General features: G+C 53.7%; 17 protein-coding genes and 1 tRNA gene. 16 read left to right on the forward strand and 2 right to left on the reverse strand.

The annotated features are described in order from the left end of the window. Positions 1–225 precede the first annotated feature (225 nt). Entirely contained in the window at positions 226–1,590 is a 1,365-nt protein-coding gene (locus tag NFR25_RS06855) for a PFL family protein (RefSeq protein ID WP_251198507.1), read from the reverse strand. Positions 1,591–1,656: 66 nt separating this feature from the next. Between NFR25_RS06855 and NFR25_RS06860 the strand changes: the two genes are divergently transcribed. From NFR25_RS06860 to NFR25_RS06875, 4 genes are all read left to right on the forward strand, one after another. Next, complete coding sequence (locus NFR25_RS06860; protein ID WP_275556944.1) at positions 1,657–6,294, forward strand: 2-hydroxyacyl-CoA dehydratase; 4,638 nt, start codon at positions 1,657–1,659, stop codon at positions 6,292–6,294. A 6-nt stretch (positions 6,295–6,300) separates the two neighbouring features. Then, positions 6,301–7,251 carry a DUF6273 domain-containing protein gene (locus tag NFR25_RS06865; RefSeq protein WP_251198509.1) on the forward strand — a complete coding sequence of 317 codons (951 nt, stop codon included), beginning with the start codon at positions 6,301–6,303 and terminating at the stop codon, positions 7,249–7,251. A gap of 274 nt (positions 7,252–7,525) precedes the next feature. Continuing rightward, the gene (locus NFR25_RS06870) at positions 7,526–7,780 is read left to right on the forward strand and encodes a helix-turn-helix domain-containing protein (protein WP_251198510.1); all 255 of its coding nucleotides are present in this window, start codon (positions 7,526–7,528) and stop codon (positions 7,778–7,780) included. A 1-nt stretch (position 7,781) separates the two neighbouring features. Next, the gene (locus NFR25_RS06875) at positions 7,782–9,074 is read left to right on the forward strand and encodes a HipA domain-containing protein (RefSeq protein WP_251198511.1); all 1,293 of its coding nucleotides are present in this window, start codon (positions 7,782–7,784) and stop codon (positions 9,072–9,074) included. 166 nt (positions 9,075–9,240) lie between these two features. Here NFR25_RS06875 and ilvA read toward each other — a convergent pair whose 3' ends face one another. Beyond that, positions 9,241–10,452 (reverse strand): threonine ammonia-lyase, encoded by a 1,212-nt coding sequence (gene ilvA, locus NFR25_RS06880; protein ID WP_251198512.1) that lies wholly within the window; start codon positions 10,450–10,452, stop codon positions 9,241–9,243. 159 nt (positions 10,453–10,611) lie between these two features. Between ilvA and NFR25_RS06885 the strand changes: the two genes are divergently transcribed. From NFR25_RS06885 to NFR25_RS06940, 12 genes are all read left to right on the forward strand, one after another. Beyond that, positions 10,612–10,989, forward strand: a complete 378-nt coding sequence (locus tag NFR25_RS06885) for a RidA family protein (protein WP_251198513.1) — start codon at positions 10,612–10,614, stop codon at positions 10,987–10,989. Positions 10,990–11,025: 36 nt separating this feature from the next. Continuing rightward, a complete protein-coding gene (gene rsmI / locus NFR25_RS06890; protein WP_275556945.1) occupies positions 11,026–11,883 on the forward strand; it encodes a 16S rRNA (cytidine(1402)-2'-O)-methyltransferase in 858 nt (285 codons plus the stop codon). A 25-nt stretch (positions 11,884–11,908) separates the two neighbouring features. Continuing rightward, the gene (locus tag NFR25_RS06895) at positions 11,909–12,370 is read left to right on the forward strand and encodes a low molecular weight protein-tyrosine-phosphatase (RefSeq protein WP_275556946.1); all 462 of its coding nucleotides are present in this window, start codon (positions 11,909–11,911) and stop codon (positions 12,368–12,370) included. 91 nt (positions 12,371–12,461) lie between these two features. Beyond that, positions 12,462–13,850, forward strand: coding sequence for a TrpB-like pyridoxal phosphate-dependent enzyme (locus NFR25_RS06900; protein WP_251198516.1), 1,389 nt, complete (start codon positions 12,462–12,464; stop codon positions 13,848–13,850). 211 nt (positions 13,851–14,061) lie between these two features. Then, a tRNA-Ala gene (locus tag NFR25_RS06905) sits at positions 14,062–14,137 on the forward strand. Between the two features lie 58 nt (positions 14,138–14,195). Then, entirely contained in the window at positions 14,196–15,083 is an 888-nt protein-coding gene (locus NFR25_RS06910; protein WP_251198517.1) for a homocysteine S-methyltransferase family protein, read from the forward strand. A gap of 13 nt (positions 15,084–15,096) precedes the next feature. Beyond that, complete coding sequence (locus NFR25_RS06915; protein ID WP_251198518.1) at positions 15,097–15,348, forward strand: hypothetical protein; 252 nt, start codon at positions 15,097–15,099, stop codon at positions 15,346–15,348. A 325-nt stretch (positions 15,349–15,673) separates the two neighbouring features. Beyond that, the gene (locus NFR25_RS06920) at positions 15,674–17,995 is read left to right on the forward strand and encodes an anaerobic ribonucleoside triphosphate reductase (protein ID WP_251198519.1); all 2,322 of its coding nucleotides are present in this window, start codon (positions 15,674–15,676) and stop codon (positions 17,993–17,995) included. Continuing rightward, the gene (gene nrdG, locus NFR25_RS06925; RefSeq protein WP_251198520.1) at positions 17,995–18,531 is read left to right on the forward strand and encodes an anaerobic ribonucleoside-triphosphate reductase activating protein; all 537 of its coding nucleotides are present in this window, start codon (positions 17,995–17,997) and stop codon (positions 18,529–18,531) included. The genes NFR25_RS06920 and nrdG overlap by 1 nt, the downstream gene beginning before the upstream one ends. Positions 18,532–18,815: 284 nt before the next feature. Further along, positions 18,816–21,551, forward strand: a complete 2,736-nt coding sequence (locus NFR25_RS06930) for a PD-(D/E)XK nuclease family protein (protein ID WP_251198521.1) — start codon at positions 18,816–18,818, stop codon at positions 21,549–21,551. Next, entirely contained in the window at positions 21,538–25,155 is a 3,618-nt protein-coding gene (locus tag NFR25_RS06935; protein WP_251198522.1) for a UvrD-helicase domain-containing protein, read from the forward strand. The genes NFR25_RS06930 and NFR25_RS06935 overlap by 14 nt, the downstream gene beginning before the upstream one ends. Further along, entirely contained in the window at positions 25,155–26,459 is a 1,305-nt protein-coding gene (locus NFR25_RS06940) for a replication-associated recombination protein A (protein WP_251198523.1), read from the forward strand. The genes NFR25_RS06935 and NFR25_RS06940 overlap by 1 nt, the downstream gene beginning before the upstream one ends. The last annotated feature ends 6 nt before the right edge of the window (positions 26,460–26,465 follow it).

Consider the following 26,465-nt stretch of genomic DNA (forward strand, 5'->3'; position numbering starts at 1 on the left):
CAGACTGGGCCCCGAATTGCTCGCTTTTTAAATCGTGCTTGGTTCTTCGGTTGTAGGGTAAGGGTGCAGAACTTACTCTGAACACTATCTTGAAAAGACAGAACCCGCCAAAGCGGGTTCGTGTAAACAATGCATGAGGCAGTGGAGCGCATGAGCCGAAGGCGAACAGCGCAACGGGTAAGTTATGGGCCCTTATCCTGCAGCCGAGGCCTCTGGAAGACCCAATTAGTTCTTCAGCGAGTTAAGGGGTGCAGGCATGCGGCCGCCTCGATGCGCGAACACGGTGCCAGCGAATTGATTCACGGGCATCACAGGTGCGTAGCCTAGTAGGCCGCCGAAGTCGAGTTGGTCGCCCACACCCAGACCGATCGCAGGGATCAAGCGCACAGCGGTGGTCTTGTTGTTGATCATGCCGATAGCACATTCATCTGCGATGATGCCGAAGATCGTTTCGACCGAGGTATCGCCTGGAACCGCGATCATATCCAAACCGACCGAGCATACGCAGGTCATTGCCTCGAGCTTCTCGATGGTGAGCGCACCGTCTTCTGCTGCCTTGATCATGCCTGCGTCTTCGGAGACGGGAATGAACGCGCCCGAAAGACCACCAACGGAAGACGACGCCATAACGCCACCCTTCTTCACGGCGTCATTGAGCATCGCAAGCGCCGCCGTGGTGCCAGGGCCGCCACACTGACCAACGCCGATAGCCTCGATGATCTCGGCCACTGAATCGCTTTCTGCAGGGGTGGGGGCAAGCGAAAGATCGAGGATGCCCTTTTCAACACCCAAGCGCTTACTGGCTTCGCGCGAGATCAGTTCGCCTGCGCGCGTGATCTTGAATGCAGTTGCTTTGATCGCTTCAGCGATACTGGTCAGGTCGGCATCCTGGGGGATGTCGCGTAGAACAGCATTCACCACGCCTGGGCCCGAAACGCCCACGTTCACCACCGAATCGGCTTCGCCAGAACCGTGGAAAGCTCCCGCCATGAAGGGGTTGTCTTCAACAGCGTTGCAGAAAACCACCAGCTTACCAGCACCGATGCACTGACGATCCTTGGTCGCTTCTGCCGCTTGTTTGATGATGCTTGCCATCTTGAACACGGCATCCATGTTGATGCCAGCACGCGTAGAGCCAACGTTGACCGATGCGCACACGCGATCAGTGGTGGCAAGCGCTTCGGGGATGGAATCCATCAGCTTGTGGTCTGCTGCCGATGCTCCCTTGTGCACGAGCGCCGAAAAACCGCCGATGAAATCAACGCCAACTTCCTTACCAGCTTTGTCCATCGCACGAGCGATAGGGGAAAGGTCGCTGGCCGTGCATGCCGCACAGATCTCAGCAATAGGTGTAACGGAGATGCGTTTGTTCACGATAGGGATACCATATTCGCGCTCCAGCTGGTCAGCGGTGGGAACCAGGTGCTCAGCAGCCGTGGTAAGACGGTCGTAGACCTTAGTGGCGATCGTATTTACATCTTCGTGCGTGCAACCGCGCAGATTCAAGCCGAGCGTGATGGTGCGGATATCCAAATGCTGCTTGCTCACCATCGCAAGCGTTTCAGCGATTTCCTCTGGTGTAATTTGCATGGTATTCCTTCGAAAAAGGGCTGTTTACTGTTGTTAAGGATAAATAATGTTCAGTAAAATAGCCACATGGAAAATTCAACAAGCTTACCAAATCTGCATTTAGGTGTAGACGTCGGTTCAACCACCGTGAAATGCGCGGTCTTGAACGACAAGAATGAGATCGTTTTCGCGGTCTATAAACGCCACCACGCCGATGTTCGCGCGACCGTTCTTGAAGTGCTGAAAGAGGCAGCACAGCAAATCTCCGATCAAGAAGTCACGGTCGCTATCACCGGGTCGGGTGGCCTTTTGCTCTCTCAATGGCTCGGGATCGAATTCATCCAGGAAGTCATCGCTTCGAAGACAGCGGTGGAGACCTTCATCCCTAAGACCGATGTTGCCATCGAGCTGGGCGGCGAAGACGCGAAGATCATCTATTTCGATGATGGTATCGAACAGCGTATGAATGGTACGTGCGCAGGTGGCACGGGTGCGTTCATCGATCAGATGGCGGCACTGCTCGACACCGATGCGACTGGCCTGAACGAATTGGCTGAAAGCCACACCATCCTCTATCCCATCGCTTCGCGTTGCGGTGTGTTCGCGAAAACGGACGTGCAGCCGCTGCTCAATGAGGGCGCAAAGAAGCAAGATATCGCGGCATCCATCTTCCAGTCTGTTGTCACGCAGACCATCTCTGGTCTAGCATGCGGCCGTCCCATCAGGGGAAACGTTGCCTTCTTGGGTGGTCCGTTGCAGTATCTGCCACAGCTTCGCGAACGCTTCTATGAAACGCTCGAGCTGGACGAAGACCATATCATCGTGCCAGAGAATGCGCATCTGTTCGTTGCAAGTGGTTGCGCTATCGCGGGTGCTCAGGTAGAACATCCCACGGTAGAACGCCTGGATGATGTAGTGGATCGCTTAGAGAATCTGGGTGACGTTCAGGGTTCCGAGGTAGTGCGCCTCGATCCGCTGTTCGCCAACGATGAGGAGCTCAAGGAATTCAAGGAAAGGCACGACCGCGAGACCGTGCGTCGTGAATCGCTCGAAGATTATCGCGGTACTGCTTTCTTGGGTATCGATGCGGGTTCGACCACATTCAAGGCTGCGCTCATCAGTGAAGATGGGGCGCTCTTGTGGTCGTCTTATGCCAGCAACAAGGGTGACGTGCTCGGCTGCGCCAAGGCGCGCATGGCCGATCTTTATCGCGCTTTGCCGCGTGATCCTCAAACAGGGGAGCCGCTGGTCACCATCGGTCATGCTACGGTAACGGGCTATGGTGAAGGCTTGCTGCTCGAGGCGCTGCGCCTCGATTCGGGCGAGATCGAAACGGTGGCCCATCTGCGTGGTGCTCAGGAGATGCTCCCAGGCGTCGAATTCATCTTGGATATCGGCGGCCAGGACATGAAATGCCTGCGCGTGAAAGATGGCGTCATCGAACATATCATGCTGAACGAAGCATGCTCTTCTGGCTGCGGTAGCTTCATCGAAAGCTTTGCGAGCGGCTTGAACTTGGATGTTTCCGAATTCGCCCAGAGCGCGATCGGTGCAGAAAACCCTGTTGATTTGGGTAGCCGCTGCACGGTGTTCATGAATTCTCGCGTGAAGCAAGCGCAGAAGGAAGGCGCAACGGTGGGCGATATCGCAGCAGGCCTTGCGATCTCGGTCATCAAGAATGCGCTGTTCAAGGTTATCAAGATCCGTGACCCGCATGATGTGGGCACGAAGGTGATCGTGCAGGGCGGCACGTTCTTGAACGATGCGGTCTTGCGCGCGTTCGAACAGCTTGCAGGTGTGGACGCAGTGCGTCCCGACATCGCGGGCAACATGGGTGCCTACGGTGCGGCGCTGCTCGCACGCGATCGCTTCCATGCTCAGGAAAAGCTCCTGGCAGAAGAGGGCATCGAAGCTGTTTCGGGCATGCTCTCGCTCGAACAGATCGAAGCGCTGGCACCAAGCCATAAGACCCTTCGATGCAAGGGCTGTTCCAACAGCTGCATGCTCACGGTGAACGACTTCGGTGCTGATCCTGAAACAGGCAAGCATCGCCGCTTCATCACAGGCAATCGCTGTGAAAAAGGCGAGAGCATGGGCGCTGGCAAGGAAAAGAGCACGGTGCCGAACCTGTTCGAGTGGAAGACCAAGCGCCTCTTCGACGTGTACGAGCCGCTCTCTGCTGAAGAGGCAACGCGCGCTACGGTAGGCATGCCTCGTGCGTTGAATATGTACGAGAACTATCCGTTCTGGTTCACCTTCTTCACGAATCTGGGCTATCGCGTGGTCCTTTCCGATCCCTCTACGAAGAAGACCTACGAAGCGGGCATCGAATCGATGCCGTCAGAATCGGTGTGCTATCCAGCGAAGCTCTCTCATGGTCACATCATGAACCTGCTCGACAAGGAACCCGATCTTATCTGGATGCCTTGTTCGAAATGGGAGCGTCAGGAAGACGAAACTGCAGGCAACCACTTCAATTGTCCGATCGTGGCAAGCTATCCTGAAGCGTTGCGCCTGAACATCGATGAACTGCAAACATCCGATGTCGCCTTCGTTTCGCCGTGGCTTCCGTATCACGACAAGGAGAAGCTGAAGAAGCGCCTTCACGATGCGTTCACGGGCGAATATGCAGCCGTTTTGGGCAAGCGCGGCGGGCTTCCCACTGCATCTCAGATCGATGCAGCGGTAGATGCAGCGTGGGAAGAGGACGAAGCCTTCAAGCGTGATATTCGTCGCAAGGGCACGGAAACGCTCGCATGGATGGAAGAGACGGGCACCCATGGTATCGTTTTGGCGGGTAGGCCCTATCATCAGGATCCTGAGATCAACCACGCCATCCCTGAATTGCTCACCAGCTTTGGTCTGGCGGTGCTCACGGAAGACTCTATCGCTCATTTGGGTCAGCTCGAGCGTCCTATTCGCGTCGTGGACCAGTGGATGTATCATACGCGCCTCTACGCTGCGGCTAAGGTGGTCACCCAGCGCGATGACCTGGACCTTATCCAGCTGAATTCGTTCGGTTGCGGACTTGATGCGCTCACTACCGATCAGGTGCAAGAAGTGCTCGAGGCGGCAGACAAGGTCTATACCGTTCTCAAGATCGACGAGGTGTCGAATCTCGGCGCGGCGCGCATCCGTGTGCGTAGCTTGCTGGCAGCACTCAAGGATAAGCAGGACCAGATCAGCGAAGCACGCGCCGATGAATTGGCTCAGAAGCGTGGCTGCCCAGCGGCAAGCATCCAGATCGAAGATATCGATGCGCTCGTGCCCGACTCCTTCACCGAAAAGGCTGATGGTGTGCTCACGCATGAACAGGTCGAACAGCGTGAAGGCGTCTCGACCGAATTCGAGCGCCCGCAATTCACTGAGAAGATGAAAGAAGAAGGCTACACCATCCTGGCGCCCCAGATGGCGCCCTATCATTTCGAACTCTTGGTGCCTATCTTCAAGCGTAATGGCTACAACGTCGAGTTGTTGCCTAGTGTTGACCACGGCGCGGTGGATGCGGGTCTGAAGTACGTGAACAACGATATCTGCTATCCGTCCATCCTGGTCACGGGCCAGATCATGGAAGCAGTTATGAGCGGCAAGTACGACACCGACAAGCTGGCAGTGCTCATCACGCAGACTGGCGGTGGCTGCCGTGCCACGAACTACATCTCGCTCATCCGCAAGGCGCTGAAGTCGGTGGGGCTGGGCCATATCCCGGTCATCGCTATCTCGTTCAAGGATCTGGGTGAGGTTAACCCCGGCTTCAAGATCACGCCTGGCATGCTCTATCAAGCTATCTACGCCCTGCAGTATGGCGACCTCTTGATGATGTGCCTCTATCGCACGCGTCCCTACGAGATCGAACCAGGCAGCGCGAATAGGCTCTTCGACTACTGGATGGCGAAGTGCAAAGAGCAGCTGATGCGTGGCGTGAAGATGTCGGAATTCAAGAAGACCGTGAACCAGATCGTGGAAGATTTCGATACACTGCCGCTCCAGGGCGAAGGCACGAAGCCGAAGGTTGGTGTGGTCGGCGAGATCTTGGTGAAGTTCCACCCGACCGCGAACAACCAGATCGTCGATCAGATCGAAGCTGAAGGTTGCGAGGTCGTGGTGCCGGGTCTTATCGAGTTCTTCTTGTTCGGTATCGCAGGCGGCATCTTCCAGCGTGAGATCGGTAAGTCTGCCAAGAGCGCCTTCGGAAGCAAGATCGGTCTTGAGGCGATCCGTCGCTTGAGGCTGCCGGTCACTAAAGCGCTCGAGAAGAGCCAGCGTTTCGAACCTCCTGCGAATATCTACGAGATCGCAGAATACGCTGAAGAGATCTTGAGCCTGTGCAACTCCATGGGCGAGGGCTGGCTGCTCACGGGCGAGATGGTAGAGCTGATCAAGACGGGTGCGCCGAATATCGTTTGCACGCAACCCTTCGCATGCTTGCCGAATCACGTGGTGGGCAAGGCTACCATCAAGGAACTGCGTCGTCGTTATCCTGGTACGAATATCGTTGCCGTGGACTACGACCCAGGCGCTTCGGAAGTGAACCAGCTCAATCGTATCAAGCTCATGATCTCGGTAGCCAAGGCGAATCTGGCCGAGCAGAACGCTAAGAAGCAGGCTTCTGCGGTGCAGGAAGACACGAAGGTGTTGTTCTCCAAAACGCTCAAGCAGGAGAGTGAGCCCCAGCGTGTTGAAGAGCTCGAAGTTACCGAAGTGACCGTTCAAGCCAAGGAGTAATCGTTTATGCGCTGCCCGCACTGTGGTGCTCGCCATCAGGAAGATGGCTTCAAATGCACTGAATGTAACCAGATGATCGATCGCGTTATGCCGAAGACAACCTGGAAGCAGATCCTTGCGGGCGCGATCTTCCTTATAGTGCTGGGTATCGCGGGTTTCGCGTTTATATACAGCAACAGCAACGACACATCGGATGAGCCGCAAGAGTTCAATGATTATTCGTGGGAAGAGTTGGCTACCATCGCAAGCGATATGACCCTTGCTGGCAATGTTGACGGTGCGATGCGCGAAGCTAAGAAACATGGTTTCGTAGATGATGATGGCGCACTGCGCGATGATCTGGTGAAGGAATTCCAGCTTGCTGATGGTATGACCGCTCAGGCACAATTGGCGGGCGTGTATCACGACCCCCGCAGCAATAATTCTGGTAATGCGGGCATGAGCTTCATCGTAACGGTGCCCGTGTCCAAGGGTGATATGAACGGTTCAGCTACCAATGTTGGCGGCTGGGAAGCTTCTGAGCTGCGTACGAAGCTGGATGGGGAAGTGTTCGATTCGCTACCAGCTGATCTGCAAAATTATATCGTTGGGGTGAAGAAGTCTACTAACAATACCGGTCAGACCGAATCCGCTGATGCGGTAACCGTTACCAATGAGAAGGTATGGGCGCTTTCGTTCGTTGAGCTGATGGGCGTCTCTGAAGGCGACCAGGGATACGCGAAGGTTCTGAACGCAGAAGGATCGCAATATTCGCTGTTCGCTGACCCTGGCTTCAAGAATGATCTGCTGAAGAAGATCGCAGGCGAACAATCTCTTAACTGGTGGCTTCGTACTCCCAATCCTGAAACTGCTACCCAGTTCTACACCCAGGGCAGCGGCTACGACACCGAGCAGTCCAACCTGCTCTCCATGGATGCCAACAACGCCCTCTCCATAGTGATCGGCTTCTGCCTCTAACCCGTCCACTCCGGACCGGATCCCAAACTGTCCACTTTTGGGGCATTCAGGGTCAGATCCTGAGAGTCCCATTTTTGCTTGTCGTGCATCAATGATTCTTCTTTGAATGTATGTATCTTACTATTTGGGAATATTCTATTTATATAACTTAACATAGTACCAAAAGGGAAGATGCTGCAATTCGCGCGAAAGAGAATCTTACTAAACGGTAATTTGCAGGCTCCTTCTGCTATAATCTTCCTGAATGGTATTATCATGTAGATAAGGCGCGATCATGAAGCTCACGACCCCTTCGAAACCAAGAAATCCTGACGGCAAGATCCGTGATGCAGAAGATCTGGGTAAGATCTTACGGGATCGCAGGAAAGAGCTGGGTTATACCCAGACCGAACTTGCTCAAGCCTGCAAATGCTCCGCGCGTTTCATCGGTGAAATCGAACGTGGCATCGCTGGCGGCAACATCAAGCAGGTCATCCATGTGTGCAAGACGCTCGGCATCGATCTCTTCGCAAGAGCAAGGGGCAACTAGCATGGGTCTCCTCGTATTTCGCGACACACCTGATGGCAGGGTCTATGTTGGCCGTATCGACTCTGATTCAGTGGCGGGCGCAACATTCCAGTACGACCGAAACTATCTCGACGAAGCGCAACAGGCGGATCAGCTGGGTATCTCCGAGCGACTTCCTCTTGACCTTGCGCCTTACGATTCAGGAGAGGCAGCTCTCTTCTTCAGTGCTCTTCTTCCTGATGGGGAAGTGATGAGCGAGCTCGTGCGGATGTATCAGGTCTCTCGAAACGACTACCTTGCTCTGCTCGAGCAGCTTGGGTGCGAAAGCGTAGGTGCACTCACTTTCATGTCTGAGCGCTTGAATGCGCGTGAATATGTTGCTCAATATGAGCCGCTCGATAAGTGGACCGCTGAGTCCTTGGTAACCACCCCTGTTCGTACCACCGCCCAGATCGTGAGCGAGCTGCGCATGTCGCTTCCAGGCGCTCAATCAAAAGTGGCCTGGTTCCTCCCCGAAGACCTTACGGCTTCATCGGCCGCGCTCAACGATTGGCTCGTTCCGAAAGGCACCGCACCTTCGACGCATATCATCAAGCTCTCACGTAAAGGGGAGGAAGATCTTGTCTTTAATGAACTCGTCTGTTCATTGCTGGCTACAGCATGCGGCATCGATGCAGCGGAGGCAACCCTGATAGAGGGCCTTTCAGGCGCTCTTGCCATAAAGCGCTATGACAGAATCTGGGTAGGTGACCAGGACGACCGACGCGTTCTAAGGCTCCATCAGGAAGATGCATGTCAGGCTTTAGGGCTGCCTGCTCATTTCAAGTATCAGCCCGACTCCATCGAGCAAAGCTATATCAAGATGATAGGCGCGCTCTTGGACGATACGGTCGAAGATCCCTATGCTGGCAAGAGGGAGTTTGCGAAACGACTGGTGTTCAATTACCTCATCGGTAACGCCGAAGCTCATCTTCGGAGCATCTCGCTGCTCTATAACGAGCGATGGACAGGCCGAAGGCTCGCACCGCTCTATGGCGCTATCTGTGTCCCGCTCACGGGTTATTCTTCGAAGATGGCTTTCGATATCGGCAAACACCGCTATCTGCAAGACGTGGACGAGCAAGACCTCATGGCCATCCCGCAAGAGCTGGATATTCCAGTGCCAGTGTTCGAGAAGGTGATTCAAGAAGTCGTGGAAGGACTTGAGTCATTCGACCCTGAAGGATTGTCTGCGGATGCTACTGCGATGGTCGACCGCATCTTATCCAACGCTGAGCCTCGCGTTGCAGTGGCAAAGCGTTCCATGAGCCTTTAAGAGAATGATGAGCACATTATTCGCTCACCTGGCGTTTCTCATAAATATGATCCTAAATGGTAATAATATTGAGAAATATTACAAATCATCCCAAATGGGAACTTAGTGCCTATTGATTCTCGTCAACACTGGCCGGTTCGGGATCTGGTCCCAACGCGTTCGGTTTTTACAGATGGGCTTGGATCAGCTGAGGGGAATAGCCCGCCTCTTCTAGAGCATGAACGATGCGCTCTTTATGATCGGGCCCGAAGGCTTCGATGGTAACGCGCAGTTCTACAGCAGCGTTGCGGTTCGCGGTGACGAACTGGTTATGATCAAGACGAATGACGTTGCCATTCTGTTCTGCAATGATCGAAGCAACATTCACCAATTCACCTGGGCGATCGGGCAGCAGGATGGATACGGTGAAGATTCGATCGCGCTGGATAAGTCCATGCTGCACAACGGTGGACATGGTGATAACGTCCATGTTGCCACCTGAAAGGATAGACACTACCTTCTTGTCCTTCATATCCAGATGCTTCAGTGCTGCGATGGTGAGCAGCCCCGAATTCTCAACGATCATCTTATGGTTTTCGACCATGTCCAAGAACGCCACGATCAACTCGTCGTCGTCGATGGTTATGATCTCGTCGACATTTTCCTGGATATAGGGGAACACTTTATCGCCTGGTTCGAGCACCGCCGTACCATCAGCGATGGTGTTAGCGGAGGGGATCTTCACTACCTTGCCCGCTTCGAGCGATGCCTTCATACTGGCTGCTTCTGCAGGTTCAACGCCAATGACCTTGATGCGCGGGTTCAGCATCTTGGCGAGCGTGGAAACACCCGATGCCAAACCGCCGCCACCGATGGGAACCAGGATAACATCGACCAGCGGCAGCTCTTGCACGATCTCCATGGCGATCGACCCCTGGCCTGCGGCAACCTCGAGGTCGTTGAACGGATGGATGAAGGTGAGCCCCTGCTCTTCGGCGAGCTTCAATGCATGCTCGTATGCTTCGTCGTAAACTTCGCCCGCCAGCACCACTTCAGCGCCATGCGCCTTAGTGCGCTCGACCTTGATGTAGGGCGTGGTAGTGGGCATGACGATAGTGGCTGGCACGCCGAACTTCTTTGCTGCATAAGCAACCCCCTGGGCGTGGTTGCCTGCCGACGCGGTGATAAGACCGCGCTTGCGCTCTTCTTCAGGCAGCGTTGAGATCTTATAGTAGGCACCGCGCACCTTATAGGCGCCCGTGCGCTGCATGTTCTCAGGCTTAAGATAGACCTCGTTTTCCGTTTCCTTGCTGAAATAGGGACTGTAGATGAGCTTCGTTTCCTGGGTTACTTCCTGAACTCGTTTGGAAGCATCTTCGAAGGTGTCGAGCGTGAGCATGTCTATCGCGATCCTTTTCTTTGCAGATGGTCATGCGGCATTTCTCGTGCCAGCAGGTTGTTTTCGTGGAATAATGAAAACCGTTGCGTTTCTGTCTCTATTGTAGTTAAGCAGGTCGCAATTGAAAGATATAACTTGGTAAGAGTGGGAGAGTTGCACATGAAGGTAGTTCGCACTGACAATGCACCCGCTGCGATCGGTCCGTATTCGCAGGGTATCGTGGTAAATGGCATGCTGTTCGCGTCGGGTCAGATCGCGCTCGATCCGCACAGTGGTGAAATGGTGGGTACTACCATACAGGAGCAGTCCGAACAGGTGATGAAGAACGTGACCGGTCTGCTCAATGCTGCGGGTACCGATCTGGATCACGTGGTGAAGACCACCTGCTTCCTGGCCGATATCAACGATTTCGTGGCGTTCAATGAAGTGTATGCGCGCTTCTTCGACAAGAACCTGCCGGCGCGTTCGGCGGTGGGCGTTGCGGCGCTGCCCAAGGGCGCTCTGGTTGAAGTTGAAGTTGTTGCGGTCGTTGAATAACGGCTGGGCTTACCGATTCTTGGAGCACATTCGCTCGTGAGCACGCAGGGAAAATTGATCATCTGTCCAACGCCCTTGGGGAACCTGGGTGATATGACGGCGCGCGCGAAGGCGGCGCTGGAAACGTGTGATGTGGTGTGCTGTGAAGATACGCGCGTGACAGGGAAGTTGCTGGCGGCGCTCGGCATCCAGCAGCGTCTTGAGCGATTGGACGAAGCGAGCATCGCGCAGAAGGCGCCCGCGGTGCTTGACCGTATCGCGGCAGGGGAGACGGTGTGCTATTGCTCGGATGCGGGCATGCCAGGCGTTTCCGACCCAGGCCAGCGTTTGATTGATCAAGCCTATGAACGCGATCTGCCAGTTGAGGTCCTGCCTGGTGGCACGGCGGCTGCGACCGCGTATGTGGCCAGCGGGTTCACGTCCCCAGCGTTCTATTTTGGTGCGTTCTTCCCACGTAAGGCAGGGGAGCGCGCGGCATTGCTCGAGAGCCTTCGTGGCTTGGATGCAGCGCTCATCTTTTACGAAAGCCCGCAGCGCGTGGCTTCTGCGCTCGAAGCGATAGCGGCTGCGTATCCGCTGCGTCAGGTGGCTGTGTGTCGTGAGCTGACCAAGCTTCACGAAGAAGTAGTGCGCGGCCGTTCGGATGAAGTAGCGCGTAGGTTCGCGCAGCGCGAACAAGAAGGCGCTATCAAGGGCGAGATCGTGTTGGTCGTCGATGCGCCAAGCGACGAAGAGACCGCACTTCAAGCCAGCGACATGCTACAAGTCGCGCGAGAAGAAGCCCAAGCGCTCCTGCAAGCAGGGGAGCTTTCCAAGAAAGAGATCGTCGCCCATATGCGCGATGCGTATGGGCTTGCGCGCAACGATGCCTACGAGATCGTCCACGGCGCATGACCGCACGTCAAAGAAAGGCCAAGCTATGACTTCGATCCTGTTCCTTTGTCACGGAAACATCTGTCGTTCACCTATGGCGGAATTTGTCATGAAGGACAAGGTTGCGCGTGCGGGTCTTGCGGACCGCATCCATGTCGAATCGGCCGCGCTCCATACTGACGAGATCGGCTCCGATATTCATCATGGCACGCGTGAGATGCTCGAGCGCTTCGATATTCCCTTCGAACCGCGCGCAGCGCATCTGGCGAAAGCTGCCGACTATGACCGTTTCGACTACATCATCGGTATGGATGAATACAACCGTCGCGACATGATGCGCTTGTTCAAGAAGGACCCGCAAGAAAAATGCACGCTCTTGCTCGATTGGCCTGGTTGGTCGCGCGATGTAGCTGACCCCTGGTACACGGGCGATTTCGACGTTACCTTCGACGATGTGGACGCCGGCTGCACTGCGCTGCTCGAGCACCTGAAGCGCACCCTTCACTAACGCTCGCGGCTTTTTGCCCTCCTGTGCAGCAGTGCGCGACTATGATTGAAACGGACAAACGATTCATAGCAGTTTCTGGAAAGGAAACGAAATGACAAACCGAACCAGCACCGAGTACAAGACTTACCTCGCCGAAGAAGAGCTGCCTAAAGAATGGCTCAACATTCGTGCATTCATGAATACTGACCATGCGCCTATCCTGAACCCAGCAACGCTTCAGCCGGTCACGGTGGCCGATCTGGAGCCAGTGTTCTGTACCGAGCTTGCCAAACAGGAGCTGAATGCTACCGACAAGTTCATCGCCATCCCTGATGAGGTGCGCGATTTCTATCGCATGTATCGTCCGTCTCCGCTCATCCATGCGAAGTTCTTGGAGGAAGCGCTCGATACTCCCGCGAAGATCTATTACAAGTTCGAGGGCAATAATACCTCGGGCTCTCACAAGCTGAATTCTGCTATCGCACAGGCTTATTACGCCAAGCAGCAGGGCCTTACCTGCTTGACCACCGAGACTGGTGCGGGCCAGTGGGGCACCGCACTTTCCATGGCTACCGGCTTCTTTGGCCTTGACCTGCATGTATTCATGGTGAAGGTTTCCGCGCAGCAGAAGCCCTTCCGTAAAGCGGTCATGGAAACCTATGGCGCACGTGTGACGCCATCGCCTTCCATGGAGACCAACGTGGGCCGCTCCATCCTCGAGAAGGACCCCGATAATACCGGCTCGCTCGGCACGGCTATTTCTGAAGCTGTTGAAGAAGCGGTTTCGACCGAGGGCTGTCGCTATACGCTCGGTTCGGTGCTGAATCAGGTGCTGCTGCATCAGTCCATCATCGGCCTGGAGACCAAGGCCGCTCTCGACAAGATCGACGTGAAGCCCGACATCCTGATCGGTTGCGCTGGTGGTGGTTCGAATCTGGGTGGTCTGATGGCTCCGTTCATGGCTGACAAGCTGGAAGGCAAGGACGCACCGTACTTCATTGCGGTCGAGCCTGCAAGCTGCCCGACACTGACCCGCGGCAAGTTCGCGTACGACTTCTGCGACGTGGGCAAGGTCACCCCGCTCGCGAAGATGTATACCCTGGGTTCTGGCTTCATCCCTAGCCCGAATCATGCTGGTGGCCTGCGCTATCACGGCATGAGCCCGATCCTCTCGCAGCTCTATCACGATGGCTTCATCGATGAAGCACGTGCGGTAGAGCAGACCAGTGTATTCGAGGCGGCAACGTTGTTCGCGCGCGTTGAAGGAACGCTGCCAGCACCGGAATCTTCCCACGCCATCCGTGTGGCTATCGATGAGGCGCTCAAGTGCAAGGAAACGGGTGAGGAGAAGACTATCGTGTTCGGCCTTACGGGCACGGGTTATTTCGACCTGACCGCCTACCAGGCTTATCAGAACGGCACGATGACCGACTATGTTCCTAGTGATGAAGACCTGGAAAAAGGTTTTGCGTACATCCCCGAGCTGGAGGGTATCCAGTAAAGCGTCTAATAAGACGCTTAGTAGGGCAGCCAGCACGATGCCCGGTGAGGCCTGCTTCACTGTTCGGCTTCATGGTACTGCTCACGCACAAGTTTCGAAGACACGGTGAAGCGGTGTGCCTGTCGGGTTCTTTGGATTGACAAGCGGGTTCGCTCGCGTACAATGTTGAAAGGCAAAACGGCGCACATCGCGCAACTTTGCTTCAAAGCGTGGGGACGTAGCTCAGTTGGGAGAGCGCAGCGTTCGCAATGCTGAGGTCGTGGGTTCGATCCCCATCGTCTCCACCACGTACGTTTCAGCAGGTCAGACGCATTTTCTGGCCTGCTTTCTTTTTAAGGCGGTACCATGGCGGACATTCAGATGAGATTTGGCAAGGACATGCTGGTGCTGTCCACTACCTTCGACCGTCTTTTCGAGCAGCAAGGTTTCAACGTAAAGACCGAAGAGGCATATATCGACTTGTGCGAGCCGGAGCTGATCGAGCAGGCTTACCAGATGGAGAAGATGATCGAGGTTCCGTGCTTGTGCACGCCCACCGAATGCATCACCAACGCGCGCTTAGCGCACGAGAAGTTCGAAGGCCGTGGGCCTGAGGTTGCCCAGATGGCGTGGGAAACGGTGGATGCCGCCAACCCGCAGCATAGTCTTGCGGTCATCGGCCCCACAGGGTTGCCCATCGACGAATCGAGCGCAACATCGCTCAAGGCGCTTCGCAAGCAGTACCAGCAAGCGGTGAGCGAATTGATCGCGTATCCCTTCGATGCGATCTATTTCAGTGGGTTTTTTAACGGCTACGATGCTCAGTGCGCGCTCATCGCCGCCCGCGCAGTCTATGATGGCCCGGTGTTCCTCTCTTTCGCGCTCAATGACAAAGGCGAACTTCCTTCAGGCTCTCACACGCTTGCAGAAGCGGTACAGCTAGCGGATGAATATGGCGCAAGCGTGATCGGTGTTGCTTCGGGTGCGCGTCTTGAAAAGCTCCAGATCGTTGTGGAGACTTTGCGAGCTAATACCAACAAGCCCTTGTTGGTGGAATTGGTAGTGCGCGAACTGATCGAACGCGCCCTCGATCCTGATAAAGATAATCCCTACTATTCGCCAGATACTATGGTCGATGCCGCCTTCAAGCTGCATGCTTGGGGCGTGCAGTTCCTCCGGGCAGCAGGAGCTGCAAGCGTAGCTTACACTGGTGCGCTCGTAGCGACCCTTGCAGGTCTTGACGTGGTGGAATAGGGAAGGAGACGCTATGGGAAAACTGGAGAAGAGCGAAGACTTCGGCGTACTGCAGGAATTCGTCGAGAGCCTGTTCGCCGACGCAGAAGAACAGACGCGTCTTGATATCGTGGTGCAAGCAGAGGCGCTCGATCTGAACCCCGATCTTCAAGAGATCGTTTCGTTGCTTCCGCCGGGCACCTACACCCGTGAGCGGTTGTGCGATCAGTTCAATTCGTCGCTGTCATCTCATGGATGGGGCTACTATTATGGTGCGGTCCACTAGGTTGCTCCATTCAAGATTCCTGGTGTTTTAGCGCCTCTCATACAGGGGCGCTTTTTTCATGCCGAAACACCCCGGAAGAAGTTTTATGCCAAACGCCAAAAATTTCCATGTCAAGACTTGTATGCAAAGTTTTCTCTTCCTACTATATCTATACGAACTTTTTGACCAAGGCACAATATGTTGTGCATAACATGGGCAAAAGACGTGGAAAACTAGAGGAAAAAACGAGTAGAGAAGTAAGTAAAGCCTGGTCGTTCTCGATAGGCATCGTTGCTGAAAAAACGAACTAGAAACGAACCACTTAGACAACGAGGAGAGAAGCTACATGATTACATCGATTATCAAACGTGACGGCAGAGAAACTGCTTTCGATCAGACCAAGATCGCTGATGCGATCGAAAAGGCATTCCAGGCATCCGGTGCGATGCAGGATCGTGCGGTCGCTGAGCAGATCACTGATGCTGTCATGGAGAAGCTCGAGCATGGCGCTATCGAGGGAACCCCTACGGTCGAGGGCATTCAGGACCTCGTCGAAGAAGCGCTCATCGAAGCGAACTTCAGCCAGACCGCCAAGGCATACATCCTCTATCGTGCAGAGCGTAACCGTGTGCGCGACGTTAACAGCCGCTTGGTGCAGACCTTGAAGGATATTACCTTCTCCAAGGCTAGCGATTCAGACATGAAGCGCGAAAATGCTAACATCGACGCAGATACCGCTATGGGCACCATGCTCAAGTATGGTTCCGAATCTGCAAAGCAGTTCTATGAGATGTGCGTCATCGATCCGCGCTATGCGCGCGCTCATCGCGAAGGCGATATCCACATCCATGATATGGACTTCTACACGCTTACCACCACCTGCTGCCAGATCGATCTGCGCCGCTTGTTCAAGGGCGGTTTCTCCACTGGTCATGGTGTACTGCGCGAGCCTAACGATATCACCAGCTATTCGGCGCTCGCATGCATCGCTATCCAGTCCAATCAGAACGATCAGCACGGTGGTCAGTCCATCTGCGACTTCGACTATGGTCTGGCATTGGGTGTGAAGAAGACCTATAAGCGTCTCTACAAGAAGCATCTGTTCGAGGCGCTCAGCCTGCTCACTGATATCGAAAACCCCAAAGAAGCTACTGAGACCATCATCGGTCGTGTCGAGGGTGAAACGGGCAAGGTCGCAACCTTGGTCATGGATGCCACCTTCGAAGGCGCTATCAAGTCCGAACTTGCTGATCTGGGTGTTGACGAAGACACCGCCAAGCGTGCGATGGATTACGCAGAGACCTCTGCTAAGAACGACACCGATCGCACCACTTTCCAGGCTATGGAGGCGCTCGTCCACAACCTGAATACCATGCACTCTCGCGCTGGCGCCCAGACGCCGTTCTCTTCCATCAACTATGGCATGGACACGTCCGCTGAAGGCCGTATGGTCATCAAGAACATCCTGCTGGCAACTGAAGAAGGCCTTGGCAGTGGCGAAACGCCCATCTTCCCGGTCCAGATCTTCCGTGTGAAGGAAGGCATCAACTACAATCCAGGCGATCCGAATTATGACCTGTTCAAGCTTGCCATGCGCTGCTCCGCAAAGCGTTTGTTCCCGAACTTCAGCTTCGTTGATGCGCCGTTCAATCTGCCTTATTACAAGGGCACGCCTGAGACCGAAGTTTCCTACATGGGCTGCCGTACGCGCGTCATGGGCAATGTCTACGACCCCGATCGCGAGATCACCACGGGCCGCGGTAACCTGAGCTTCACTTCTATCAATCTGCCTCGTTTGGCTATTCGTTCCAAGGGCGACCGTGAACTATTCTTCGACCTGCTCGATGCTAAGCTCGCGCTGGTCGTTGGTCAGCTCGATGAACGTTTCGCTATCCAGGCGAGCAAGCATGTGTACAACGCACCGTTCCTCATGGGCCAGGGTGTTTGGATCGATTCTGAGAAGCTTTCCATGAACGACACTCAGGAAGAAGTGCTCAAGCACGGCACCCTTACGGTGGGCTTCATCGGCTTGGCAGAGGCGCTGGTAGCGCTTACGGGCAGCCATCATGCGCAAGACCCTGAATCTCAGAAGCTCGGCCTTGAGATCGTTGGCCATATGCGTGGCTACCTCGATCGTTTGAGCCAGGAGCGCAAGATGAACTATTCGCTCATCGCGACGCCTGCTGAAGGCCTGTCTGGTCGCTTCGTGCGCATGGACCGCGAACGCTATGGCTCCATCCCTGGCGTAACCGACCGCGACTACTACACCAACGGCTTCCACGTGCCGGTCTATCACGACATCAATGCCTTCGATAAGATCTCCATCGAGGCACCGTATCACGCACTTACCAATGGCGGTCATATCTCTTACATCGAACTCGATGGTGATCCTACCAATAACCTCGAAGCATTCGAGGAGATCATCCGCCACATGAAGGAATCGGGCATTGGCTATGGTTCGGTCAACCATCCGGTCGATCGCGATCCCGTGTGCGGTTACAACGGCATCATCGGCGATCGCTGCCCGAAGTGCGGCCGCAGCGAAGACGACAACGTTCGTTTCGAGCGCATCCGTCGCATCACGGGCTATTTGGTCGGCACGCTCGATCGCTTCAATGACGCTAAGCGTGCTGAAGAATCTGAACGCGTGAAGCACTCGGTCAAGTAATGACCACCTTGCGAATGTACGGAACCGCACCTGAGTCCATCGTTGATGGGCCTGGGTTGCGGTTCTCCGTTTTTGTGCAGGGCTGTTCGCATCGTTGCCCAGGATGTCACAATCCTGATTCGCAGCCTGCAGAGGGCGGCTATCTGTGTGAAGTGTCCGACCTTGTCCATCAGATCCATCAGAACAGGCTCATCCATGGGGTCACGCTCACAGGGGGTGAGCCCTTCGAGCAGACCGAGGGCATGCTCGAGCTCGCGCGGGAATTGCGCGCAGAAGGCTATAACTTATGGATATATTCGGGCTATCTGTTCGAAGACCTGATGGCGGGCCATCCGCATGAAAAGGCTCCTGAGCTGCTCGCTCAGTGCGATGTGCTCGTTGATGGGCCATTCATCCAGGACTTGAATAGCTACGATCTGCAATGGAAGGGCTCTTCGAACCAGCGCGTCATCGACCTGCCTGCATCTCTCAAAGAAGATCAGGTGGTGTTGTGGCGGCAAGAGAGCCTAGGATTCTCTGCACCAAGCTCGTGGTAGGGTTGCCAGGATCAGTAGAGCGGGGGATTGCCCTTTTCGAATGAGGGCATGAAAAAACCACTCTCCTAGGATGAACCCACCTAAGGAAGGTGGGTGTTCGCAGCGGGCTTCCTGGCTTTCGTATCAACGGATACGAATCCCCATTTCACACGCAATGTAGAACTCCCTAGTATTAGTCATCGGTCCATCGCGTAACAGAGAGTGGTTGCCACCAAGTATACAGGGTTTGCGCTAGAATAAATAGCTCAAACTCAGCTGTTTCCGACTTGTATGAAAGTGAGAGCATGATTACAGAGACCGTCATACTGTTCTCGACTCAAGAAGAAGCGCTTCGCTATCGTAAGAAGTGTGCTTTGAGCTGCGGTGACGCTCTTCTTGGCGTAACAGCCACCACTCCAGAGTCGCTCATTGAAGAACTCTGGGATGTGTGGGGAACTCGTGAACGAATCGTGAGCGCAGCTCAACGAACCATGATCGTGAATGCGTTGCTTGAGCAGCAAGACACGTGGGTCCGTTCCGCAGGCACTGTGTCCTTGCTTCGCCCTTTCCTTCATGAAGCGATTGGCTATATCACCCCTGAATTCTGCAAGGCGCATGAAGACGATCTTACGCCCATCGACCAAGAGATAGTCCAGTTTACATGTAGTTACGAAAGCACGCTCGCTGAAGCTGGACTGATTGAGTCATCTCAAGCACTCAACAAGATCGTTTCCTTTGTAAGCTTAGAACAAGTTGTTGTTCGCACGATGAAGCCTTTGCCAGTCTATTTTTCAGCCTTCCTTCGCCAGGTCTCTAGCTCTTATACGGAAGAATCACCGCAGTTGATGAACACTGAACATCGAACTGGCTCTGATACGAACTCACTCGAAATGGAAACTCAGCTTCCCGCAGATCGTAGGTATTCGTTGCTTAACCCAAAGGGTGAAACAGCCGCGGCTCAAATGGTCTTTCAGTCTATTCAGTCGATGGATTTAAATAGCAAGATCTTGGTTAGCGCTCCAGATCCTTTTGATCTATTTCTTGAGCTTAAAGATGCCTTGATCGATCAGGATTTTGCTGTGTCGCTCAGATCATGTCGTCCGTTTTCTGTCACTTTTTTCGGTCAGGCTTTCGATGCGATCGCTCAACTTGTCTATCGAGGGCAAGATCTTTCGCGTGAAGCGATCCTGCGGGCCGCAGCAACCTATATCGAGTCACCGTATGCACAGATCATGGAGGCGCAGCGCAGCCGTTTGCTTCGTGCTATTCGCGCAGATAGGTCTCTTGGCGCTTTCGAAGTCCATGCAGCGCTACAGCATGCTTCCAGCTCGTTTGAATATTTTGAAGCGCTCATGCAAGACAGTGACGCTGATATACTCTTGGGCTACTTCGAAGATATGGTCCATCGACTGGGCTTATCAGGTGCGGAAATTTCTTGTGAGCTCGCCGCTCTTTCTCGTGTGAAAAGTCTCTATCGAGAAGCGCGAAAACTAGGCCAAGAGCCCTATTCGTTCTTCGATCTTATCGATTCGCTCAGCGTTCCTTTCCAGTGGGCGCTCGAACCTGATCGAAGATCTGACACCAGGAAGACTTGCGATCAGAACCTTACGCCCTTTGCCGAGGTGAGTTGCAACGGTGAATCGCGCGTATTGTTCACCACGCTCGAAGATGCTGCTTCATATCCAGAAGGATGCTGCGATCTAGTAGTGCTCACCTCGCTCGACAGCGCCCACTATAGTGGCGCGCAGCGTGTCTCGACGCTCACAGATTTCGCGCGCCGTTTTGATATACCTTTTACAAATACCAGACTCATTGACATGGAGCGCATGTTCGCGCGGGCTGTTCGCACGTCTCGCGATCAAGTGGTGTTTCAATTCGCTGAACAAGACCTCTCGGGAGATGAATATTTCCCTGCGTTCTTCTTGGAGTCGTTCTTGAACGAACGAGAACTTCAGAAGAACAAGATCGCGGGAGTGCCTCTAGGTGAAGATGCGTTTGATTCTACGGCGCGCATCATTCCCCTTGTTGAAAGCGATATCGTATATGAAGGACAGGCGGAACGCGGGAATCTGTCTGTCTCTGAATTGGAAGATTTGGTTCCTTTTACTCCCGATTCGCAAGGTGTTTTGCGACCGGTCGTTTCACCTTCGGGACTCGAGCTTTATCTGAAGTGTCCATATCGCTGGTTTGTGCAACGAAAGCTGCATCTTGAAGACGAGGGGGAGGAATTTGGACCGCGTGAAGCGGGATTGTTCGCACATAGTGTGCTCCAGTCTTTTTATGACCAGTGGGCTCAAAAAGGTTACCAGCGTATCGATCCAGAGAACATCGATGAGGCTCTAGCGTTCTTCAGCGAGGTATTTGATTCTGTGGCAGACGCGCAGATTGAGGCACAGCCAGGCGATAGGTATCTTCCAACTGGCGAATTGGAGCGCGAAGAATTAGCTCACCTTAAACGCCAGCTAGAAGATAGCCTTTCATATCAGCAGCACATGTTTCCAGGCTATAGCGTGAGCGCTCATGAGGAGGCAATTCGCAAGGAAGACACGGTGGTCTATGGCGGCGCTATCATTCATGGTCGTATTGACCGCATCGACCAGGATGAGAGCGGTAACTTCCTGGTGATCGACTACAAGGGCTCGACAACCGATCACGAAGCTGGCTTCACGCCGCTTGAAGAAGGTGAAACCTTCGAACTTCCCGATAAAGTTCAGGCGCTTATCTACGCACAGGCGCTTCGTCGTAAGGGCGACGATTTGCATCCAAAAGCAGCTTTGTATCTGAGCTACCGTGCTAAAGAGCCCAAGCAGGTATTAAAGGGTTCTATCCTTGAGACACTACCCGAAAGTGATATGTATACAGAGAAGTCCAACGTTGTTCATGGGGATATGGAGGCATATCTCGACCAAGTAGAAGACGGTTTGGCGGAAGTGATTTCGCGCATGGTGACGGGTGATATTACCCCCGATCCGCGCAACAGCAAGGCATGTAGCTATTGTCCAGTTCTCTATTGCGAAAAGAGGGTCGATGGATCTAAGTAGTGCAACACCCAACCAAAAGCAGATCATCACTTCGCTTGATACGTCATTATCAGTTGCTGCTGGCGCCGGTAGCGGAAAGACTTTCACTCTTACACGTCGTATTGGTAATGCGTTGGTAGGGGAAGGCGTCAATACGTCTTTTATAGATAGCATCGATGAAGTTCTTGCTATTACCTTTAGCCGTTCGGGTGCCGCTGAGATGAAAGAGCGCATTCGTCTCTTGCTTCAGGATGAAGGACTTGGTGATCAAGCACGGGCAGTAGAGAATGCGTGGATCACTACGATTCACGGCATGTGTTCGCGCATCTTGCGGGAACATGCGCTTGAATTAGGGATCGATCCAGCTTTTGAGGTGATCGAGGACGCTGGAGTTGAAGAGCTTTGGCAGCGCGCATTGGAAACCGTTCTTGAGCGCTGGCGCGAGGAAGGTTCAAACCCGCGTCTTAGGCGTTTGATCAAGTGGTTTCCGCCCTCGCGAGGTCCGAAAAGTGAAGGGATCGATACTATATTGACTAAGCTCTGGGAGCAAGTACGCAGTATGCCGAATGGCTTTGAGAGTATCCTCATCCCCGAAACAAAATTAGACTTTTCTGTATTGCTGCGTAAGCTTGTGGCTCTTGCTCGAGAGTACCAGGCTTTTGCACAAGGATGGGAAAACCCAACATCGACCGACTTGAATCATCTTGCCAAGCTAGAGGATGCACTTGGATTGGCGCAGGCTTACTTGTCTTGTGCTGATCTGAGCGCTGGGATCTTCGATCGGCCTGAAGCAGATATCGAAGACTTTTTGAATGTTGCATTGTCGTTTCCCAGGACATCGAAGCAATATCGGAATGGTAAGCCTGATGCTGATTTCTTCCTTCATTACCGCGAGACCTATGGTCAGATCGCCTATGCGATCATCCAGGAATTCGCTGTGGTAATGACGCGAGACTTGCTGGAACTGTTGAAGCTGGTCGATTACGAATACCAACATCTTAAGGGCTCGGATAAGCTCGATAACACCGATCTTTTATTAAGGTGCCGTGATGCTTTGGAGGCTCATCCAAGCTTGACTGAGTCTTATCGAGATCAGTTCAAGTTGATCATGGTCGATGAATTCCAAGACACTGACCTTCTGCAAGTTGCCATCATCGATCTTCTTTCACGTAACCATGGCGTGAACGTAATGACGGTGGGCGATGCTCAGCAGAGCATCTATCGCTTCCGCGGCGCGGATGTTGAAGTATTCTTCCGCCATCGACAGAACCAACTTGAAGAACATCCTTCTCATCAGGTTCTTTCTTTGCCTGACAATTTCAGAAGCCATGGCGATATCCTGAAATTCGTTGATGCGATATTTTCCAAGCGATCTTTCTTTGGCGATGATTTCCTTTCGCTCCAGGCTAAGGGGAAAGTGAATGAAGAAACAGACCTCTTGTTTGAAGATATTCCACGCGTAACGGTGAATGTGCTCGAGAGTCGCAATGGCAAGTCTTTGATCAATGATGTGAGAAGAAGGCAAGCAGAAGCTATCGCTGAACATTTCACAAGTCTGCGTGATGCAGGGGCTTCACCAAAAGACATGGTCATCCTGCTGGGATCTATGGAAAATGTTGCCATCTATTCCCGAGCTCTTGCCGACGCAGGCTTCGAGAGCGTCATCACCGCTGGCTCTCTCTTTGCAAAGATGAAAGAGGTGCAGCTTGTCGGGGCTGTTCTTTCGGCTCTTTCTGACCAGACCAGTTCTACCGCTCTTTTTCAGGTTCTCTCTTCACCTTTGTTCAATATCTCAGACGAAGTTTTCTTCGCGTTAGGACACGCAAATCCAGACCCTGAGGACAGTCGATCAACGTCCACCTTTGCACAGCGGTTCTGGGCATTGTGCGATCTCCTGCGAGATGGAGGGCCTGGTGCAATCAGGACCTGTATCGAGCTCTTTAGCTTGAGTGAAGGATCGCTTGACTCGATCCTGCACGTACTTTCGTTGCTTCAAACTACGCGCCTTGGTTTCGCGAGTGGCTTCGTTCATGGTGCCCTACATGCGCTCTTCGTTGATTCTGGTTGGCTCTATCGTCTGCAACTTTCAGGTGCTGAAGGCCTTGCTACTGCGGCGAACATCTTCAAAGCGCTCAGCATAGTAAAAGATTGGGAGAATGAAGGTGCTCCGTTCTATCAGATCGCCGATGACTTCCAGGAATTCCTTGCTGTATCTAAGCAGACCCCAGGCTCTCTTGCAACACTTGATAGTGAATATGTGCGCATTATGACCATCCATTCTAGTAAGGGACTTGAATTCGATCACGTGGCCTTGGCTGAGATCAAATCAGGACTTCCTAAGAGCACTTCAATCCGCCTTGATACCTGCGGAGATAATGTGATTGCCCTTTTGAAGCCCCCTATTCCTAAAAACGTAAAAGACAACTATGAAGTAGTAGGTTATTTACCTAATCAAAGCGAGGAGTTGTTTGATGCTACCAGGATAGAACAAATGGATCCATCATGCCTTTCACGTTTCTTGGATATGCGTGTCGGGCGTGGAGAGCTCGATGATGCCCAACGTTTGCTCTATGTAGGACTTACGCGTGCTGTGAAATCTCTCTATCTTTGCCTTGGGTTCAGGGCTAGCGACAAATTCGAGTATGAAGGCAGAGGTGTTTTTGGCCTTCTTTATGAGGTGTTTAAATGGGATAAGACCCCAGACGCTAAGACTTATGCTTTTGACTTCAAGGGCACTAAGCCTGCAGTCATTCACCATGAAGTTCTATCAAAAAAACTTGGTGATCAAACATCTCAAGAGAATTCGAATAAATCTTTTGCAGTGGTTCCCGTTAGAGATGTGCTATCACGGGAGGTGGTGATCGATCCTGTTCGCTTCGATGTGGTCTCGTATTCCTCTATTGCACCTGACCATGATGACACGATCGAAAGCGCTAGAGAAGAGGATCTTGCGGTAGCATCTGCTTTTGAACCCCGTGATGAAGAGCCCATGTTCCCAGAAGACGATCTTGCCCTGCTTCATCAAGAAAGCGCGGTTGCTCTTGGTACGGCGTTCCACCGTCTTGCTCAGCGCGTTATCGAGTCACGCCACGTGCCTGGCGAGGTGCCGTTGTTGCCCGAGAGTGCTTTTGAAGCGCAGGTGGTTGCGAACGAACTTTCGCCTGAACAGATCGATCGTTTGCACGCATCGCTCGACCGCTGGCTTGCGAGCGATCTTTGTGCGCGGTTCATGGCAGCTCCGCGCATCTATGCCGAAGTTCCCTTCATGTTCAAGCTCGAAGCAGGAGGTCAGCCTCTCTTCCTCGAGGGCGAGATCGACGGTCTTGCGCTAGGGGAGAAAGGCGATGCCAAACACGCATTCTTCATCGACTACAAAACGGGTGGTTCGGCTGAAGAGACCGACGAAGCGCTCCATCTCAAGCACCTGTTGCAGGCGCAGTGCTATGCGCTCGCGCTCATGCGTCAAGGGTTCGAAGAGGTAGAAGCGAACTTCATCCGTGTGGAGCGCGAAGATCCTGCAGACCCCGACCAGCCACAAGTGGTCACCTATGAATTCCAGAGTGCGGATATCCCAGCGCTCGAATCAGCTATTCTTGCAGCTTATGATGCATCTAAGGATCGATGATGGATACGTTATTCACGGACATGGAAAACGAAACTCGCATGCAGCACGCGCCGCTGCCTGTGCGCATGCGTCCGCGTACGCTCGACGAGGTCGTAGGGCAGGAGGAAGCGTTCGGTGAAGGCACCTGGTTGCGCGGTGCGATCGAGAACGATACGCTCTCTTCGATCATCCTCTATGGTCCAGCGGGTACGGGTAAGACGTCGCTTGCACGCGTTATCGCGCAGAGCACCCACGCCACTTTCGTGGAAGTCTCTGCTATCGGAGGTACGGTCTCTGACCTGCGCAAGGTCATCGCGGAAGCCGACAAGCGCCTGGTCAATCGAGGATTGCGCACCATCTTGTTCATCGACGAGATCCATCGCTTCAATCGTGCTCAGCAAGACGCGCTGCTCCATGCGGTCGAAGACGGCATCGTGGTACTGATCGGTGCTACTACTGAAAACCCATACTTCGAAGTGAACTCCGCGCTCCTTTCGCGCTCGCGCCTGATCGAGCTTCATAGCCTGACTGATGATAACTTGCGTACTATCATCATGCGCGCGTTGGAGGACGACCGTGGTCTTGCGGGTCAATATGAACTCGACGAAGATGCTCTGAGTACCATCCTCACGCTTTCAGGTGGTGATGGCCGTGCTGCGCTCACTACGCTTGCGCTCTCTGCTGATGTGGCTAAAGCACAGAAGTCCAAGCGCATCACCCGCGAGATGGTCCAGGTTGCGATGCCTTACAACAATCTTTCCTACGATAAAGACCGCGATATGCACTACGACATCATCTCGGCTTTCATCAAATCGATGCGAGGGTCAGACCCCGATGCTGCGCTCTACTGGCTCGCACGCATGATCGATGGTGGGGAAGACCCGAAGTTCATCGCGCGCCGTATCTTCATCTTAGCTTCCGAAGACATCGGCAACGCTGATCCGCAGGCTATCTTGGTGGCTGAAGCGGCATTCAAGGCGGCTGAGGTGATCGGATACCCGGAATGCGGCATCAACCTGGCACAAGCCGCGGTCTATATGGCGCTCGCACCGAAATCGAACGCATCTTCGCAAGCGTATTTCTCTGCGCTCTCTGAAGTTAAGAAAGGCCCCTCTCGTGCAGTGCCCAACCATCTGCGCGACCGTCATCGTCCTGGTAGCGATGACTACGGCCCTTATCTCTATCCGCATAACTATCCTGGCGGATGGGTTGACCAGCAATATCTCCCCGATGGCCTTGAGCGCGGTTGTTTCTATCACGCTGGCGAAAGAGGCTGGGAACGTTACCGTATTGATACGTCCCTGAACGACTTTTCGGACTTATAAAAGGGT

The sequence above is a fragment of the Anaerotardibacter muris genome (assembly GCF_943192915.1).
Classification (GTDB): Bacteria; Actinomycetota; Coriobacteriia; order Coriobacteriales; family Eggerthellaceae; genus Anaerotardibacter; species Anaerotardibacter muris.

Coding starts and splice junctions, on each gene's coding strand:
- NFR25_RS06855 (WP_251198507.1), bottom strand. CDS start 1,590: ATGCAAATTACACCAGAGGAAATCGCTGAAACGCTTGCGATGGTGAGC.
- NFR25_RS06860 (WP_275556944.1), top strand. CDS start 1,657: ATGGAAAATTCAACAAGCTTACCAAATCTGCATTTAGGTGTAGACGTC.
- NFR25_RS06865 (WP_251198509.1), top strand. CDS start 6,301: ATGCGCTGCCCGCACTGTGGTGCTCGCCATCAGGAAGATGGCTTCAAA.
- NFR25_RS06870 (WP_251198510.1), top strand. CDS start 7,526: ATGAAGCTCACGACCCCTTCGAAACCAAGAAATCCTGACGGCAAGATC.
- NFR25_RS06875 (WP_251198511.1), top strand. CDS start 7,782: ATGGGTCTCCTCGTATTTCGCGACACACCTGATGGCAGGGTCTATGTT.
- ilvA (WP_251198512.1), bottom strand. CDS start 10,452: ATGCTCACGCTCGACACCTTCGAAGATGCTTCCAAACGAGTTCAGGAA.
- NFR25_RS06885 (WP_251198513.1), top strand. CDS start 10,612: ATGAAGGTAGTTCGCACTGACAATGCACCCGCTGCGATCGGTCCGTAT.
- NFR25_RS06895 (WP_275556946.1), top strand. CDS start 11,909: ATGACTTCGATCCTGTTCCTTTGTCACGGAAACATCTGTCGTTCACCT.
- NFR25_RS06900 (WP_251198516.1), top strand. CDS start 12,462: ATGACAAACCGAACCAGCACCGAGTACAAGACTTACCTCGCCGAAGAA.
- NFR25_RS06910 (WP_251198517.1), top strand. CDS start 14,196: ATGGCGGACATTCAGATGAGATTTGGCAAGGACATGCTGGTGCTGTCC.
- NFR25_RS06915 (WP_251198518.1), top strand. CDS start 15,097: ATGGGAAAACTGGAGAAGAGCGAAGACTTCGGCGTACTGCAGGAATTC.
- NFR25_RS06920 (WP_251198519.1), top strand. CDS start 15,674: ATGATTACATCGATTATCAAACGTGACGGCAGAGAAACTGCTTTCGAT.
- nrdG (WP_251198520.1), top strand. CDS start 17,995: ATGACCACCTTGCGAATGTACGGAACCGCACCTGAGTCCATCGTTGAT.
- NFR25_RS06930 (WP_251198521.1), top strand. CDS start 18,816: ATGATTACAGAGACCGTCATACTGTTCTCGACTCAAGAAGAAGCGCTT.
- NFR25_RS06935 (WP_251198522.1), top strand. CDS start 21,538: ATGGATCTAAGTAGTGCAACACCCAACCAAAAGCAGATCATCACTTCG.
- NFR25_RS06940 (WP_251198523.1), top strand. CDS start 25,155: ATGGATACGTTATTCACGGACATGGAAAACGAAACTCGCATGCAGCAC.